The organism is Chitinophaga silvisoli, from assembly GCF_003412465.1.
In the GTDB taxonomy this organism is placed as follows: Bacteria; Bacteroidota; Bacteroidia; order Chitinophagales; family Chitinophagaceae; genus Chitinophaga; species Chitinophaga silvisoli.
On the sequence record NZ_QTJV01000002.1, the window covers coordinates 825,891 to 843,496 of the forward strand.

Annotated in this window: 14 protein-coding genes; 8 read left to right on the forward strand and 6 right to left on the reverse strand. The window is 46.3% G+C overall.

Annotation, left to right across the window (positions count from 1 at the left end; all coding sequences use genetic code 11):
- Positions 1–19: 19 nt before the first annotated feature.
- Positions 20–1,342, forward strand: coding sequence for a Gfo/Idh/MocA family protein (locus DXN04_RS09590; protein ID WP_116853109.1), 1,323 nt, complete (start codon positions 20–22; stop codon positions 1,340–1,342).
- 102 nt (positions 1,343–1,444) lie between these two features.
- On the forward strand, positions 1,445–2,713 hold the full coding sequence (locus tag DXN04_RS09595) for a D-alanyl-D-alanine carboxypeptidase (RefSeq protein WP_158568934.1): 1,269 nt from the start codon (positions 1,445–1,447) through the stop codon (positions 2,711–2,713).
- On the opposite strand, the gene DXN04_RS09600 is transcribed toward DXN04_RS09595, so the two are convergent.
- The 3 genes from DXN04_RS09600 to DXN04_RS09610 form a co-directional block, all read right to left on the reverse strand.
- Positions 2,707–3,345, reverse strand: a complete 639-nt coding sequence (locus tag DXN04_RS09600) for a hypothetical protein (RefSeq protein ID WP_116853111.1) — start codon at positions 3,343–3,345, stop codon at positions 2,707–2,709. The two genes, DXN04_RS09595 and DXN04_RS09600, sit on opposite strands and share 7 nt — an antisense overlap.
- A gap of 120 nt (positions 3,346–3,465) precedes the next feature.
- Positions 3,466–4,572: a carboxypeptidase-like regulatory domain-containing protein gene (locus DXN04_RS09605; protein ID WP_158568936.1), complete on the reverse strand. Its 1,107-nt coding sequence runs from the start codon at positions 4,570–4,572 to the stop codon at positions 3,466–3,468.
- A gap of 122 nt (positions 4,573–4,694) precedes the next feature.
- Positions 4,695–6,143, reverse strand: a complete 1,449-nt coding sequence (locus DXN04_RS09610) for a Gfo/Idh/MocA family protein (RefSeq protein WP_116853113.1) — start codon at positions 6,141–6,143, stop codon at positions 4,695–4,697.
- A 129-nt stretch (positions 6,144–6,272) separates the two neighbouring features.
- On the opposite strand from DXN04_RS09610, the gene DXN04_RS09615 reads away from it, so the two are divergent.
- A complete protein-coding gene (locus tag DXN04_RS09615; RefSeq protein ID WP_116853114.1) occupies positions 6,273–7,730 on the forward strand; it encodes a gluconokinase in 1,458 nt (485 codons plus the stop codon).
- 39 nt (positions 7,731–7,769) lie between these two features.
- Here DXN04_RS09615 and mutL read toward each other — a convergent pair whose 3' ends face one another.
- Positions 7,770–9,662: a DNA mismatch repair endonuclease MutL gene (gene mutL / locus DXN04_RS09620; RefSeq protein WP_116853115.1), complete on the reverse strand. Its 1,893-nt coding sequence runs from the start codon at positions 9,660–9,662 to the stop codon at positions 7,770–7,772.
- Positions 9,663–9,943: 281 nt separating this feature from the next.
- Between mutL and msrB the strand changes: the two genes are divergently transcribed.
- Positions 9,944–10,381 carry a peptide-methionine (R)-S-oxide reductase MsrB gene (gene msrB / locus DXN04_RS09625; RefSeq protein ID WP_116853116.1) on the forward strand — a complete coding sequence of 146 codons (438 nt, stop codon included), beginning with the start codon at positions 9,944–9,946 and terminating at the stop codon, positions 10,379–10,381.
- 68 nt (positions 10,382–10,449) lie between these two features.
- Here the strand turns inward: msrB and DXN04_RS09630 are convergent, their stop codons facing one another.
- The gene (locus DXN04_RS09630; protein ID WP_116853117.1) at positions 10,450–10,737 is read right to left on the reverse strand and encodes a YciI family protein; all 288 of its coding nucleotides are present in this window, start codon (positions 10,735–10,737) and stop codon (positions 10,450–10,452) included.
- Between the two features lie 232 nt (positions 10,738–10,969).
- Between DXN04_RS09630 and DXN04_RS09635 the strand changes: the two genes are divergently transcribed.
- The 4 genes from DXN04_RS09635 to DXN04_RS09650 all read left to right on the forward strand — a co-directional run bounded on the left by DXN04_RS09635 (position 10,970) and on the right by DXN04_RS09650 (position 14,989).
- Positions 10,970–12,721 carry a DUF4836 family protein gene (locus tag DXN04_RS09635; protein WP_116853118.1) on the forward strand — a complete coding sequence of 584 codons (1,752 nt, stop codon included), beginning with the start codon at positions 10,970–10,972 and terminating at the stop codon, positions 12,719–12,721.
- A gap of 78 nt (positions 12,722–12,799) precedes the next feature.
- Positions 12,800–13,450 (forward strand): ATP-binding cassette domain-containing protein, encoded by a 651-nt coding sequence (locus tag DXN04_RS09640; protein ID WP_116853119.1) that lies wholly within the window; start codon positions 12,800–12,802, stop codon positions 13,448–13,450.
- Positions 13,447–14,646, forward strand: a complete 1,200-nt coding sequence (locus DXN04_RS09645) for an FtsX-like permease family protein (RefSeq protein ID WP_116853120.1) — start codon at positions 13,447–13,449, stop codon at positions 14,644–14,646. Before DXN04_RS09640 ends, DXN04_RS09645 begins: the two co-directional genes overlap by 4 nt.
- Positions 14,647–14,686: 40 nt before the next feature.
- Positions 14,687–14,989, forward strand: coding sequence for a Dabb family protein (locus tag DXN04_RS09650; RefSeq protein WP_116853121.1), 303 nt, complete (start codon positions 14,687–14,689; stop codon positions 14,987–14,989).
- Positions 14,990–15,033: 44 nt separating this feature from the next.
- Here DXN04_RS09650 and DXN04_RS09655 read toward each other — a convergent pair whose 3' ends face one another.
- Positions 15,034–17,604 (reverse strand): DUF3857 domain-containing protein, encoded by a 2,571-nt coding sequence (locus DXN04_RS09655; protein ID WP_116853122.1) that lies wholly within the window; start codon positions 17,602–17,604, stop codon positions 15,034–15,036.
- Positions 17,605–17,606: the final 2 nt, after the last annotated feature.

Sequence of the window (17,606 nt, forward strand, 5' to 3'; positions counted from 1 at the left end):
GATAAAAACACTCACTATCATGCAAAAAAAAGAATTCCACTCAGGTCGTCGTGACTTCGTAAAGCAAACCTCGCTGCTGGCAGGAGGTCTGTTAACCCTGCCTTTAATCAGTCAGGCCAATTTTTTCTCTGGTGGCAATGATGTCATTAAGATCGCTATGATCGGCTGTGGTGGCCGTGGCACAGGTGCTGCTGTACAAGCCCTGAGTACCAAACAAAATGTCCAGTTGGTTGCTATGGCCGATGCCTTTGCCGACCGCCTGAACGAAAGCTATGAAAACATAAAAGGAGAAGTGGGTGATAAACCCGGCCGTCTGAATGTAAAAGATGAACATAAATTTGTAGGCTTCGATGCCTACCTGAAAGCCATTCCCCTGGCCGATGTGGTGATCCTGGCTACCCCTCCGGGTTTCAGGCCTGTTCACTTCGAAGAAGCGGTGAAGCAGGGTAAGCACATCTTTATGGAAAAGCCTGTGGCGACTGATCCTGCGGGCATCAGGCGGGTACTGGCAGCTGCTGAAATTGCAAAGCAAAAGAAACTGAATGTGGTAGTTGGTTTACAACGCCGCTACCAAAATTCCTACAGGGAACTGTTCAAACGGGCACAGGATGGCATGATCGGAGATATAACTTCCATGAATGTATGGTGGAACCAGGGTGCACTGTGGGTAAAACCCCGTAAACCGGAGTACACAGAAATGGAATACCAGATGCGGAACTGGTATTATTTCAACTGGCTTTGTGGCGATCATATTGTAGAGCAGCATATTCACAATATAGATGTCGGCAACTGGTTCATGAATGAATATCCAGTAACAGCCGTAGGGATGGGTGGCCGGCAAATACGCACGGGCAAAGAGTTCGGAGAGATCTATGATCACCATGCAGTAGAATATCGCTTTGCAAACGGCGTAGTAATGAACAGCCAGTGCCGTCACTGGAAAGACAGCGCCAGTCGTGTGGATGAAGAACTGATTGGTACCAAAGGCCGCATCATTTGCGACAAGGCAGTGATACAGGATCACAAAGGAAAAGTGCTGTACCAGTTCGATAAAAAGCAGGAGAATCAGCCTTATCAATCAGAACACGATGAACTGTTTGAGGCAGTAGCGAAAGGAGAATATAAATACCACGATGCAGAGCGGGCAGCAAAGACAACGCACACTGCTATCATTGGCAGACTCGCTACCTACTCCGGCCAGGTGATACCATTTGATCAGGCATTGAAGCTGGACCTGAATTTACAACCGGCTACCTATGCATTTGATGCGAAGCCACAAATCCTGCCGGATGCAGATGGAAACTATCCGGTAGCTAAACCAGGTACCACCAGGTACGTTTAATTTTTATATAAAAAGTCGTCTCAAAGAGTAAAGAATTTACTTTTGAGACGACTCTATTTATTATATTGAAGCATGAGGAATTGCAGAATCTTACTTGTTGTCATGTTGTTGTTCCTTTTGCAACAACCCGTGTTTTCACAGTACGCTAAAATTCGATCCTGGTCAGAAAAAGAATTGCTCGCCAGCAAGGCATTGAAGCCTGCGCATGTGGGCATTTGCATCTACGAACCTGCGACCAATAAGTATTGGTACAACTACCAGGAAGATCACTACTTCACTCCTGCGTCCAACACTAAAATATTCTCTTTATACACAGGTATGTTATTGCTTGGAGATTCACTCCCCGCACTCAGGTACCTGGATACGGACTCTGTATTGTATGTACAGGGTACTGCGGATCCCGCTTTCCTGCATCCTGATTATACCTTTCAGCCAGCCTTTCAGCTACTGCAGCAAAGCAATAAGAAAATAGAAATTGTGCCTGCTAATAATGAAAACCCCCGCTTCGGCTATGGTTGGTCATGGAATGATTATGCAGATTACTATCAGTCAGAACTGAATGAGTGGCCTATGTATGGCAATGTTGCCCGGCTCCGTCATCATGGAGACAGCTTATACATCATTCCTAAGATGTACGAACTGAGCACCAATAAGAATAACAGCCTTACAGAACTGGAAGTAAAAAGAGATGAGCGCAGCAACCGCTTCTCCATGGGCTACAACAGCACGGTATATAAATCAGAAGAAGAGGAAGTGCCTTTCATTACCGGTGGCCTGGAAGATCTGGCTCTCCGCCTGCAGGATACCCTGCACAAACCTGTATACATCGCTCCTCAGGCACCTGCGGGATTGCAACTTATGAAAGGCATTCCATCCGATTCTCTCTTCCTTCCAATGATGCACAGAAGTGATAACTTTTTTGCAGAGCAAACGCTCATGATGTGTGCGGATAAACTCTTCGATACCATCAGTACAAAACACATGATCAGCTATATGCTGGATCATTCATTGAAAGACCTGCCTGATACCCCCAACTGGGCGGATGGCAGCGGCTTATCGCGGTACAACCTTTTCTCTCCGAGAGACTTTGTATATGTACTCACCAGCATGTACAACACCTATCCTACATCACGTCTCTACAGCCTGTTTGCCACAGGAGGCAAGGGCACCCTGAAAAACTACTACAAGGAGCAGTTTGTGCATGCAAAAACCGGTACCCTTACCGGGGTAGTGGCCCTGAGTGGATATCTCGTCACTAAGAAAAATAAGACACTAATATTCAGTGTGCTGGTAAATAATCACAACAACAGTGCCTCTACGGTCCGCAGGGAAGTAGAACATTTCCTGACGCAGGTATACGAGAACTACTGAGTTTTCAGGGAATAACTGATCAGGCGTATCGTATCTGTCGGAGAATCCTTCTCGAGGAATCCTACACTATCTGCATAATAATAATTGCCGATGGTGCCGAGACTATATGCTTTGCCTTCAATGATAAGATAACCGTCCTGCTTTACTCCAATCACCTTTGAATAAGTATTGCCCATCACAGTTTTAGGTGTTGCTTTCTGAATGATATGATAATCCAGTAAAGCTGTTTCCGGATTGCCTGAAAAGGTAGTAGCTTTCACAGTATCGGACCAATGGCCATTGAGTGGATAATAGTCATACAATACAGGGCGGATGGCTGCAGGGTGATTGGAGGTAGTAGATTGATATGCCGGCTCAAAGTAGTAATATACGCCCTCGCTATACCTGTTATATTGTTTGTTATAGCCGTCACTTTGAATAAAAAAGGTATTACCCTGAATCAGGGTGTCGCCGGTGACGGTCATGGAATAGTAGAAGGTGTCTGTTTTTGTATTATACATATAATTGTACACTGCACCTTCGGTATAGGGAGCATAATTAACTACTTCAGGCGTACTAACAGTATCTACAGATTTTACCGGACCCCCTTCATAGCTATATTCTTTTTTACAGGCGGTAGTTAGGCACAGCACGAGAATAACGGGTTTAAAAACCCGGGAAAAGATTGGCATACGTTATCTCTCTTTATAAGTTGGCAATCGGTTGCAGAGGATAGCATAATAATAAACGTAATTGGGAGTCCTACAGATTTTTTAAGGCGTACAAAGGATCAGATTGTCGGTTTTGAGGGTATCAATGGTTGTATTTGCACTATAGGGACCTATTTCTTTTTGAAATACAAGCTTGCCACAATGATCAGTAAGGGTGAGGATCAGAGGTTGATTGAGGGCTACTTTTCCTATGAAATGGCCATCAGCGTTAGTATAATTGAATGTAGGAGTGAAGTCAATTTTAGTAGCGATAGTGGTAAGCAGGTTGCTGACAGGCAGGCCAGATTCCTGGAAAATATTTGCGTCCAGTGTCACCTGTGAGTAGGAGGTAGCAAAAAGCCAGCGGGTTCCCTTACGGATATTACCTGTATAGCTGTTGCCCTGTTTATACCCCAGGGTTTCCTGTCGCCAGTATCCGCTGATGGTATCCAGGTAAAAGAGGCCAATCTGGGCAGGCGCGCTTGCCCTGTAAGGACCCGGAATGGCAATCGTCACATTGACCAGGTGTTCTGCATCCGGATGCAGGGCGATATTGTTTGTATCCAGCAGATCCACGGACACCTGTCCATAAGGAATCAGGCCAACCTGGTTCCCGTTGTTGTCAATGCCTCTCAGGTCTCCTGCCATGCGGGTAGGGAGGTCTGCATCTGAGGGGGCTAGAAAGTCTACAGCGACAGATACGGTGCCTTTATAAACCTGGTTGGAGGGGGTATAGATCTGGTTAGGGGAGAATACGATGTTCACACCGGTAAAACCGATATTGCCCACGGCGTTTCCCTGGAAAGAGGTGGTCAGGTCTTTGGCCGTCAGCGTCACCTGCAGGTATTGCTGGCCATTAGCGCGGGCCATCAGGGTACGTACCCCATTGAGGTAGCCGTTTTTGTTGACAGCGATTATGACAGCATTGGTGTCGACTATGACATTGGAGAGGGCAAAGTGGCCATCGGCATCGGTGGTGGTGCTTTGGCCGCCACAGGATACGGTTGCATCGGCGATGGGTTGCTGAGACTGATCTACTACCAGGCCCTGAAAGGAGGAGGGAGCTGTAGGAGTCTGTTCGACGGGATCGACAGTTTCGGTAGAAATGGTCTTTTTGCAGGCAGTTGCGATCAACAACAGCAGTAGAGGGGACAATCTTAGCAAATACATAGTAACAGTGGAAAAAGCGGGATTAGCTCTTCCGATAAAGTTAGGGTATATTGTTGATTTACAATACATGAGGCTGACCTGCATGCGCAAGCCAGCCTCAATAAAGTAAGCTCAGTAAAGTCTTATACACCCAGGCTCCATCCCTGACGGTAAGTCCGTTTTACGAACTGATTGGCCTCGTCAAAGTTAGTCACCTTCATGTTTTTATTATCCCACAGCAGTTTTACATAACGGCCAGGGTAGGAGGTTTTACCGTTTTCTTCCTTGCGGATGTCGAAGCTTCTGATAGCCAGGTTTGCCATTAGCAATGCTTCAGTCAATGGACCTGCAATAGAGAAAGGAGAAGAGATTGCCTTGTCCTTATCACTGTTATAACCAGCGATCGCAGCATTTACCCATTGTACATAGTGACCTTCGGGTACACGAGCATACTTCTGAGGTACTTTCGTCTGTTCAGTACGGCTGGTAGGCAGTAATTTAGGATCACGGCCATAGGTACCACACATCATTTTGCCTTTTGTACCAATGAAGATGGCACCGTTACCGCCGTCGCCCATTACTTCGTTAGGCCCCAGTTCTTCCGGTCTTGCAGGCTGAATACCACCATCCATCCAGTGGAGGGTAACTTCCTTGCCTTTATGATCTTCAAATTTCAGGGTCACATGTGATGATGGAGGGCAGCTTTCAGGGAAATAGCCTCTTTTGAATTCATCTACATATACGCTACCTACGCTACATTCTACTGACTTTGGAGAGCCCAGTCCCAGGGTGCGGAAAGGAGGTTCGATGATGTGGCATCCCATATCGCCGAGTGCTCCGGTACCGTAATCCCACCAGCCACGCCAGTTGAACGGAACGAGTTTATCGATATAATCTTTGTAAGGTGCAGTACCTAACCACAGGTCCCAATCCAGTTCAGGAGGCACGGGTGCTTTCCTGTCTGACCATGGAATACCTTGTGGCCATACGGGTCTGTCAGTATAGCAATATACGGTATGTACATCGCCAATAGTACCTGCATCGTACCATTCACGCAGCTGGCGCACGCCATCGCCGCTGGAACCCTGGTTACCCATCTGGGTCACTACTTTGTACTTTTTGGCTGCTTCCGTCAGCATGCGAGCTTCGTAGATGTCGTGGGTAAGGGGCTTTTGCACATATACGTGTTTGCCCAGCTGCATTGCGGCCATGGCGGCAACGGCATGCTGGTGATCCGGTGTGGACACCGTAACCGCATCTATGTTCTTATGCTCCTTGTCAAGCATCTCCCTGAAGTCTTTGTAGAACTTCGCCTTTGGAAAGCGCTTTACAGAATTTGCTGCACGACGGGTGTCTACATCACAGAGGTAGACTATGTCAGAAGCACCTTTTGCAATTTCTTCCAAATCGCTTTCTCCTTTACCGCCAACACCAATACCGGCTACACGCAGGCGGTCACTGGGTGCAATGAATCCTTTACCACCGAGTACATGACGTGGCACGATCATAAATCCGGCTGCTGCAAGCGCGCCATCTTTCAGGAACGATCGGCGGGAGACCTGGTTTCCCGGGGTGTTTTTTTCGTGGACCATATTAACAATGTTTATTTAGTTGAGACTGATTTATACCATAATCGTGGATCGTTATTTGCGCTTTATTCCGACCAATAATGATTTTAAATCTATAAATTTATTTTTAAAGAAAGAAGGTAAAATATAGCAATGGCATACATCATTGGAGTAGATATAGGAACCAGCAGTACCAAAGTGATCGCCGTAATGGAGGATGGAAGCGTAAAGGCGCACTGCCAGCAGGAATACACCATTCACCAGCCGCAGGCAGGGTATAGTGAACAGGATCCCGCCAGCATACTGGCAGCAGTGAAGAGTGGAATCAGAAGCGTGGCTACTATAATGAGGGAGGCACCTGCTGCCGTATCTTTCAGTAGTGCCATGCACAGCGTGATGATGATGTCGGAACAGGGTACCGCCATGAGCCCATTAATCATATGGGCAGACAACAGGAGTGAGGCTGTTGCGGATAAACTCAGGGGGACCCCACAGGGCAATCGCATTTATCAGCAGACAGGTACGCCTATCCACGCCATGAGTCCCTTGTGTAAGATCGTATGGTGGAAGGAAAATGAACCCGCGTTATTTAAACAGGCGGCGTGTTTTATCGGCATCAAAGAGTATATCTTCTATCATTTCTTCGCCAGGTACATTACAGATCATTCCATTGCTTCTGCCACAGGCTTATTTAATATCCACGAGTTACGCTGGAATGCTGATTCATTGGCGATAGCAGGGATTACAGAGAAGCAGCTGCCGGAGGCAGTGAGTAGTGATACTATTATTACAGGCCTGGATCCCACGATTGCGGCGGAACTGGGTCTGCCTGTAGATACAAAGTTTATAGCCGGTGCCAGCGATGGCTGTCTGGCACAGTTAGGGAGCAATGCCCTGGATGCAGGTCATGCCTCCCTGACGATCGGAACCAGTGGTGCGGTGAGGATGGCTGTACCTACGGCCATGACGGATGAGCATAACAGGTTGTTTACTTACATTCTTACCCCGGGTCGTTTTGTGATAGGTGGTGCGATTAACAATGGAGGGGTATTGCTCCAGTGGTACCTGGATAAATTTCTGAAAGCGGGAATGAGTATAGATGCCGGCTTGCAACAGGCATTTGCTACACCTGCGGGTGCCGAAGGGGTGATCTGTCTGCCTTATCTGCATGGTGAGAGGGCCCCGGTTTGGGATGGGCATGCGAAAGGCGCTTTTATTGGCGTGCAGCCGCAGCATACCCAATGGCATTTTATGAGAGCCATCCTGGAAGGAATGGCTTATGGTTTATTAAGCATTACGAAAGCGCTGGAAGAGACGACGAAAGAAGTGACGAAGATTTCTGTGAGCGGAGGGTTTACTGCCTCGAGGGAATGGGTGCAACTACTGGCAGATGTATTTCAGCAAGCGATGTATATGACGAAGGAGAGTGATGCCTCGGCGTTGGGGGCGGTGTTGCTGGCAGCGGATGCCGTAAAACTTAAGGTAACCCTGGCCGCACAGGAGGAGATCGTGATAAAGCCGGATCCGGCCAAAGCTGGGATCTATCAAAAATCTTATGAGATCTATGTAAAACTATACGAGGCGTTGAAACCCGTATTTCCTATAATGTAAAACGTCATGCCGGAAGGCATGACGTTTTTAGTTTTTTGTTTAACCGCCGAACATCTTTGCGAGGTCCGTTAATTTAAATGATATATAAGTGTACTTCCCGCCGGGTGCTGCATTAGGCATAGCACAGGCAAAAAGCTCATCTATAATATTCTGCATTTCTTTTGTCGTCAGCGATCTGCCGGAAGGGATGGCATTGTTTCTGGCCATGGACCTTACGAGTTGTTCGCGCTTATTGACTTTCAGTTCAGCGCTATAGTGTTTGAACTGTTCCAGTAGTCCTTCGATGCTGGCCTGTTCGTTGCCGCTCTGGATATCGGCGGGGGTACCTCTTACTACAAAGGTATTGCTGCCAAATGGTTCCAGGTCGTACCCCAGTACCTGCAGGTCGGGGAGCATTTCCATGACCAGGGCAGCATCAGCAGGAGGCAGTTGCAGTGTCTGTGGGAACAGGCTTTGCTGTGCCGGCATCGGTGTTTCCTGCAGGGCGCGGAGGTATCGTTCGTAGAGGATGCGCTCGTGTGCTGCCTGCTGATCGATCAGGATAAAGCCTGACTTGATCTGGGAAAGTATGAATTGCTGATGTACCTGAACGGGTACTTTCTGGTCGATGGTATTGTCCTGCCAGCGTTCATCGATTACAGAGGCGGTGGAAGACCGGCTTTCGAAGCCAACAGCTGGTAATGGCTGTGTCAGGGTCGTTTCACGTTCTTCTCTGTAGGAGGAGGAGCTGTCGGAGGATGATTTGCCAATATCGTACAGGTCTTTCCAGTGTTTCAGGTTGCTGCTGCTCTTATCGATCACATGTGCCTGATTGGCCTGGGTAAAGGTTTTGTACAGGGAGGTGGTTGCAGATTGTTCCTGGCGCTCAGCAGTAAATGGCTGGCTCACGGCATCCAGGTGCTGAATATCGGGATCCAGTTCGAAGTTGAGGGTTGGCATCACGTTGAATTGTGCCAGTGAATGCTTGACAGCTGACTGTACAAATGCATACATGACCTTCTCATCGTCGAATTTAATTTCCTGCTTGGTGGGGTGCACGTTGATATCCACATGTCCCGGATCGAGGTCTATGAACAGTACGTACAACGGGAAGCTATCTGCAGGGATTATATCGGCATAGGCCGTCATAATCGCATGGTTCAGGTAAGGGCTTTTGATAAAGCGGTTGTTGACAAAGAAGAACTGGTCGCCCCTTGTCTTTTTGGCAGCATCCGGTTTACCTACAAACCCGTGTACGTCCATATAGTCGGTACTTTCCTTTACACTCACCAGCTTAGAATTGTAGTGCTGGCCGAGGATGGCAATGACACGTTGCTTCAGGGAACCTTTTTCAAGGTAGAAGAGCTGTTGTGTATTGTTCAGGAGTGTAAACTGGATTTGTGGAAAAGCCATGGCTACGCGGATGAACTCATCTACGATGTGTCTCATCTCAGCAGCATTGCTTTTCAGGAAGTTACGTCGGGCTGGTACGTTGAAGAACAGGTTCTTCATTGCAATAGAGGTCCCTTCCGCCGTTTGGCAGGGTTCCTGTTTCCTGACGGCACTATTGTCGATCTCGATATAAGTACCTATGTCTGTACCGCGCATCCTGGTTTTTAGTTCAACCTGCGATACGGCGGCAATTGAAGCCAATGCTTCACCCCGGAAGCCCATCGTCCTGATCTGGAACAAGTCTTCAATGGTCTGGATTTTAGAGGTGGCATGCCTCTCGAAACACATGCGGGCATCTGCTTCACTCATTCCTTTACCATTATCAATTACCTGTACCAGTTCCTTCCCGGCATCCCGGATGATTAGTTGAATTTCCGTTGCACCAGCGTCCACCGCATTTTCCAGCAGTTCTTTCACTGCTGAAGCCGGCCTTTGGATCACCTCACCTGCTGCGATTTGATTGGCTATGTTGTCTGGTAATAGATTGATAATGTTCGCCACGTATAATGTGCCTTTATGCTGTAAAGTTAGGAAAGTTTACTGTTGATTCCGGAGGCGGGGATAAGATGCTGGCAAAATGTGGACTAGCGTTTTGCCAATCTCCCAAAGTCCCATATTGATAAGGCTTTCAGCGCTTTGTGGATAGTGTGGATATGTTATTAACATTTCCACCTTGTTAACAAGACGTTAATCGCCGTGAATTTCAGCCATCTACTGAGGGAATCTGATAATTTTGATCCTCGCAGTATAAAAACGTATTTGATTAGGGAAAAAACCTGCATATGGAAGACGAAAAAAAGAGTGACGTATATTCCCGGACGGATACCAACAAGGTGAGTCTGACAAACGAAGAATGGCAAAAGCGCTTAAGTCCGGAAGTATATCACATAGCCAGGGAGAAAGGTACAGAATGGGCTTTTACTGGCAAATACTGGAATTCAAAAGATAATGGCACTTACTATTGTGCCGCCTGCGGTAACCCATTGTTCATATCCAATGCTAAGTTCGAAAGCAGCTGTGGCTGGCCCAGTTTCTTTGAACCGGTGACCAAGGGCAGCGTGATCTATGCTCCTGACAATTCTCATGGTATGCACCGTACGGAGGTTATGTGTGGCCGCTGTAAAGCCCATCTCGGACACGTATTTGACGACGGTCCTCCTCCAACAGGCTTACGCTATTGCATCAATTCTGTCATCCTCGACTTCGAAGGAGACAAGTAATAAATTTTTAAATACAGGGAAAAGGACTGACTGAAGAGACTTTGGTCAGTCTTTTTTTGTTTGCAGATCTACGACAGATAAGCCTGCAACTCATTGACGTAGGATGTAGGCTCAAATTCTATAATCTCATACAGCGCCAGCTGGAATTTGTCCAGCGGGTCTTCACTCATAATTTCTTCCACTTCTTTGCGGCTCGATGCTTTACATATGATCAGGCCCCCGGATTTAGGTTTCCTGCGACCCGCCAAAATGAATTTGCCACTCTTATAAAATTTGTCAAGAAATGCTCTATGCTGCTCCATATAGTGTTCTATGGCAGCCACAGGTCTGATATATTGTAACAGGATCAGGTACATGATAGCGTTTCAATAATAGGATGATTGGAAACCTTGGTGCAAAGGTATAAAACTATTGCAGCATTTAATTTTATAATACTCAATATAAATGAATGGATTGTGATATCCCTGAAAACAGCCACATATCTGAAAAAGCTGTAACTTAATATTAACCCCTCATAGCTTTACTAACGAAAAACGGAGTATTTTAGCGTCCATAATATCTATATTATTAAATTCAGATCCCCTTTTTATGACAAAGATGTTTTCCAAAGTTTTGTTAACTGCTGTTACTGCGGCAGTTATGTTGTCTGCATGTTCGAAAGTACCTGATCAGAGCAAATACATCCCCAAAACTGCGGGCGTGGTGCTCAGCATCAATAGCAAGCAGATCACTAATAAACTGGTGACAAATGGTCTGACCATGGAAAAAATGTTTTCCGCATTGCAAGACAAGGATACCGCAAATCCTGCTATGAAAGCCTGGAAAGATGCAGAAAACTCGGGTGTGGACCTTCAGAATAATTTCTTCGTATCGGTAGTATTCAATGGTAGCCAGCAGTCCTACGTGACCCTTACCGGCGGGCTGAAAGATGCTGCCAAGTTCGAAGCTTACCTGAAAAAGAACCTGCCAAGCTTTACCCTGCAAAAGAAAAACGACTTCCAATATGTATGGGAAGGTGACCAGGAAGCTGTAATCGGCTGGAACAAAGAAACTGTTATCTATCTCCGTGGTGTAGATGCCAACAAGCTGAAGAATGGCGGTCTCCCAGGTGGTATGCCAGGCGGTATTCCCGGTGGTGGTTTCGATGAAGATGAAGACGACAGCAGTGCTGTAGACAGTGCAGTAGCCACACAGGTGCGTTACGAAGCCACTGATGCACAAGCTACCTGGGTAGCAGAAGCTGATCACCTCTTCCACCTGAAGAAAGATGAATCTGCTGCTGACATCTCCGCATTTCACGACCTGCTCAAAAACAATGCTGACCTGAGCGTATATGTAAACCCGGAGCCCATGTATGCTTCTCAGGGTGCAGCCATCCCTGCTAACCTGAAGAAACTGCTGGAAGGTAGTTACTATACCGGTGCAGTAAACTTTGAGAAAGGAAAAGTGGTAATGGACGGTGTATCTTATGCGGGTAAAGACCTGGCTGATATTTACAAGAAATATGGTAAAACAGAATCTGATGTAAAACTGCTGGAACAATATCCTTCTGACAACATCTTAGGCTTTATGGTATATGGTTTCGACTTCCGTATGGTAGGCGATATCGTAAAGGCAACCGGTCTGGATGGTATGGCCAATATTAGTCTCCGTATGTACTCCGGCAATCAGAACCTGACCCTGGATGATATCCTGAATGCTTTCAACGGCCAGATGTTCTTTGCCGCTTCAGACCTGAGTGTAAAGAAAACCCCAAGCACCGTTGTACAGGGCGATTCAATCACCAGAACTGATGTGAAATGGGTATTTGCAATGAAAGTAGGCGATAAGGCTGCTTTCGAAAAAGTAATGAGCATTCCGGCCCTGCAGACATTTGTTAGCAAACAGGGTAATAAATATGTACTGGCACCGATGATGCAACAGCCGGGTATGCCAGCGTTGAACATCGACGATAAACTGATCACTGTGGCAAACGACCAGCCTACGCTGGATGCTTACCTGGGTGGTAAAGGTAAAGCGGGTGGTCTGGACAATAGCTTCGTCAGCAAGATCAAAGGCAATCCAATGGGTGCTTATATCAACTTTGAAAAGATTGCAGCTGCAATTCCGGATAACGAGATTCCTGAAAGTGGCAAGGCTATCGCCGGCCAGGTAAAAGACCTGCTGAAAGATGCGACAGCCATCACTCATCCTTTCGATGGTAAGTCACAGCATTCAGAGGTAGTGCTGAACTTCAGGAAACAGGATGAGAACAGCCTGGTTCAACTGGTAAATCTTGGTACCAATGTTGCCAAATTTGTACAGGAAGAAAAGAAGGCAGATACTTCAGTTGTATATTAAAATTTCTGTGCACGGAAATTTTAAAGCAAAAGAACATCCTGCAGGATGTTCTTTTGCTTTAGATAATATTAATTCACTATGCAGTTACAATTAGAAAACCTGGTTCCCATTCCTCTCAGGGACAAAATCCTGCAGCGTACTTCGGATCTATGGAACCAGGTTGTTACATTCACTCCCGGTAGTTTTGTTAAAATCAAGGCTCCATCGGGTACAGGCAAGACCACCCTGGTTCACTACCTGTACAACATCAGGAATGATTACTCCGGGAAGGTGCTGGTAGATGGTCAGGCATGGGATGCTTACAAGAAAGACCAGATAGCCCGCATGCGTCAGCAGCAGATCAGCGTTGTCTTCCAGGACCTGCGCATCTTTGATCAACTCACTGCAGCGGAAAATATAGAGCTCAAAAGAGTCATGCTCCCCAACCCATACTGCACTGCTGAAAAAGTGGCTGAAATGGCAGCCCGCCTGAACGTATCTCACATCATGAACCAAAGTGGTAAAACATTATCTTACGGAGAACGTCAGCGTATTGCCATTATTCGTGCATTGGTACAACCATTCGAATGGCTCATCATGGATGAACCTTTCAGTCACCTCGATGATGAGAACGCGCAAAAGGCTGCTGACCTGATCTCAGAAGAATGCCGTGCCCGCAATGCCGGATTTATTTTAACAGACCTGGACCATGACAACAGGTTTGCCTACGATATACATTTCAATCTATGAAGCAATCGTTTTTTGGCTTACTCAAAAAGATCATTCAGACGGGCATAGGCAAAGGCCGCCTGCTTATGGCCACTATCGGCCTGGGCATTGCCATGTTCCTGTTGCTGCTGTCCATCCAGATGCATACGGACTTTAACCAGTTGCTCTACAACCAGCAGAACCAGAATGAAAGCGTAGACTTCCTCGTTATCAACAAGAAGATCACCAACGATATGATGGGGCAGTCGGAGAAAAGTGTGTTCACCCCACAGGAAATAGCCGATATCAAAAAACAGCCATTCACCGCTGCTTTTGGCTTCATCACCTCCAATCAATACAAGGTGACTGCTGCCGCTCCCGGTGATCTGCACTTCTATACCGAAATGTTTTTCGAAGCCGTACCAGATACCTTCATCGATGTAAAAAGTGAAGACTGGAAATGGCAGGCTGGCGATAATACAATTCCTATTATCCTGCCTAATGACTTTCTCAACCTGTACAACTTTGGCTATGCACTGAGCCAGGGATTACCACAAATATCCCAGGAGACGATCAAAGCGCTCCCTATGAAAATCACGATTTCCAAAGGCTTGCTTACACAGGAATTCACTGGTAGAATCGTTGGTTTTTCAGACAGAATTACCTCTTTCCTCGTACCCGGTAGTTTTATGGAATGGGCGAATGGAAAGTTTGGCAATGGAGTGGAAGCAGCTCCCAGCCGCGTGATCATTAAAACAAAAGATCCGTCCAACCCGGTATTGGTCAAATACCTGGAAGACAAAGGCTATAGCACTAACCAGGACAAACTGAAATACAGCAAAACAAAAGTGATTGTACAGACCATTGTATCTGTCATCGGTTTCTTTGGTTTGATTTTATTGCTCTTTGCATTGTTGGTCTTCAGTATGTTTATCCAGGTGGTGATTGCCAGCTGTAAGCGGGAAATACAGTTGCTGGTGACCCTGGGTACTGCACCCCGCCAATTGCAGCGATACCTGATGCGTCAATTCGTGCCTTTGTATATATTTACAGCAATCATTTCACTGCTACTCATTACAGGATTGCAGTGGAAAGCCGCAGGAGTACTCGCTGGCATGAATATGTTCGTATCTTCATGGATCAGCCCTGGTACTGCCGGTGCTGCGTTGCTGGTGATAGTGCTGGTATATATTGTGAATCTGCAGAGTGTGAAGAGATATATCAACGAGATCAGTTAATTCAATCTATTCTTTCTAACACATAAAATGCAAGTTGAACATGTTTGTACACGTTGTAAATTTTTATCTGAAAGCCGATCTTTCAGCAGCTGATATCAAAACATTTGAAGAAGGTGTAAAATCCCTCAGTGCTGTGGAGACCCTCGTGACGTTCAATGTAGGCAAACCTGCAGCTACTGACAGACCAGTGATTGTAAAAGATTACAGTTATTGTTTGCTCACGGCGTTCAATGACGAAGCAGGTCACGACACCTATCAGGTACACCCGGTGCACCTGGCATTCGTAGAAAGCTGCAAACACCTGTGGGAAAAGGTAGTGATCTTCGATTCAGAATCTATTTAAAAAACAGCGCCAGCTACATCATTAAAAGGGTATTGATCTTTGGATCAGTACCCTTTTTCTTTGCCTGCCACCGAGCGGTGGGGCATGATAAAGGTTTCTTTTACCTGTGCTGATTGCAGCAGGTAAGGTGTAAAGATTAAGCCCTTTACAAAGTTGTATACAACACAGCCAAGCTCCATGATCTCCCAATGTGTTTTGTAGAGATAATGCAGGATGCCGGCATCTATTACCGTGAATAGCAGGGCACCTACCATAAAGTACACCATGGCATTTGGAAAAGTATCCCTGCGGTTGATGAATAATGCGATCAGCAAAATGCTATAAACAAAAAAGAAGATGGCGGCCACCGTCCTGAATATGAAAAGCAATTGAAGGAAGGAAGTATTGCTGATGATATTGGTAGACCGGCCTAACTGGTACCATGTTTTAAAGCTAAACACGCTGCCGTTAAAAAAGCCCTGCAACATGCCGAGTGGTGTAATAAACACAAAGAAGCCGATGACAAACAGGAAGCCTCCCAACTCAGCGGGTGCAGGTACATCCTGAACCGGATAGATGCTATATTGATTATACTTCCATGCGATCCGTGCAAAGAATGTAAGGAAGAAAACGGCCAGTACCACCATTACCCAGTTCACCGAATTATCAGCGGGTGCGGCCATCTCTGCAGGGTCTCCCGGTGTCCAGAAGAGACTAAAGGAAATAGCTTCATCCATTTTATTCCTGTCACTTTCGTACTGCGCTAAGTAATGCGCAGGAATATTGTCCTGGAAAGTTTCGAAGGTATAATGGAACGCAACGTGACTGCCATTCACTTCGGATCTGAATGAAAATGCATAATACTTATTCCTGATTTCAATAGGCTCATCGCTGAGCGACCAGGCTATCGGCATATCCATATCGATGGTATAATCCAGTGCATAAGGATAATGTAGCGCAAGTGGTGCCTGCGATTTATTGTTTTTCTTTTTGCTGGTCTTTGGTAAGGCTTCCTGGAGGATGCCTGCCGTTACAGGAATTTCAAGTCTTCCCGGTTCATCGGAGTCATTTTTCCAGGGTTCCTCCAGTACATAACGTTCTATTACGCTGAACTGATTGTTGATTGGATCATCAATAGTTTTCAGTGCAGAATCGGTATGCATTTCTCCATAAATATTCTTGTAGTAATCGAGATAAGCTTTCTGCTGCTCTTTCATACTGTTGTTGGCAAATACATCGCGTTGCTGGTCAGCAAACCGGAGCGTATATACACTATGTATGGTGAGTTTTCCTTTCTTGCCTTTAGCATCCGGCAGGGTGAAATGTTCTTTAATAATCTGCCTGCCTTTGTTTACTTGTGGAATAGTGGTGAGTTTATTGCTGCCATCAGTCCTGATGATAAGTGCTTGCTGGTAATCGGGCACGGTGTGCTGACTCAGTGATCCCCGCTGATAACTGATAGTAGGATCTATCCAATAGCTGCTGTCTCCCAGTGTTGCATATACGATTACATGATTGAACATGTAGGGCGATGGCAGGTAGTCGGATACATGTGCTTTCAGATAGGTATTGGTATAAGCCATGCTGGCGTTGATACCATCTGCCTGCAGCAGGGTGGTCAGCAGCAGTGATTTGTCTTTACAATCACCAAAGCGCTGATCTAAGATCTTGTCGGGGTTGTTGGGGCGATGGGAATATTCGCCCATTTCAATACCCATATAGCGGATATCGTCCTGCACAAAGCGCATTGCATTTTGCAGGTATAAAGCTTTGTTATTACCTGATTGTTTTTTCAGTTCGGCAATCTTTGTTTGCAGGCGTGTACCGGGTGGGGGAGGGGTATTTATTTTAGCACCCCAGTTGATGATTTCAGCCCAGGACCTGTATTCACTGGCCTGTACGAAAGGCATGTTGTTATACCATTCCGGCGCATTGTCATCTTCATCGGCAGGCATTACATCAGCGATCTTCCATTCGTAGAGTTGCATGCCCTTCCAGCTGGTTTTTGTCGGCAATCGTGCATGATTGAAGGGTTTGAACTGAATGTCTCTGGCAGGTGCTGCGATAAGTGCTTTGTAATAATTGACGATGGGGTCGTAAGAGGTGAAGTAGAAGGTATTTGCGTATTTATTTTCGAAGATGGGATTGGCACCTTCGAGCGTATAGGCATATTCTATCTGATCGCCTTTGCGTACATCGTCGAGAATATAATAAGCCGTGAAGGTACCGCTGTAAATAAAACGGGAGAGTTCATCTTCCTTTTGCAGGAAGCGGAAGCGGGAGGGATCCAGTTTATTGATCACTGCACCGTTGCGGCGAATGATCAGCTGGTGAAAGTGCAGATTTTCGTAAGTGGGATCGTAATCAACAGAGATTTCAGCACCATTCTGAATACCTGCTTCCGATACAATCTGCCTGATAATATGCCTGTACACCGCATCTTTTTCTGCATGGTGTTGTTCTTCGAGCAGGAGCAGAAAATAGCCGTTACTTACTTCACTTGCATCTGGTGTTTTGCTCAGGTCTGGCTTGTAAGGAGCAAGCCAGTCAGGAGTAGGGGATACGGTGAAATTATGTTGGGCTATCAGGTCTGCCTGTAGTGCGAACAGGAATATTATCAGCAGAATGAATCGCATAT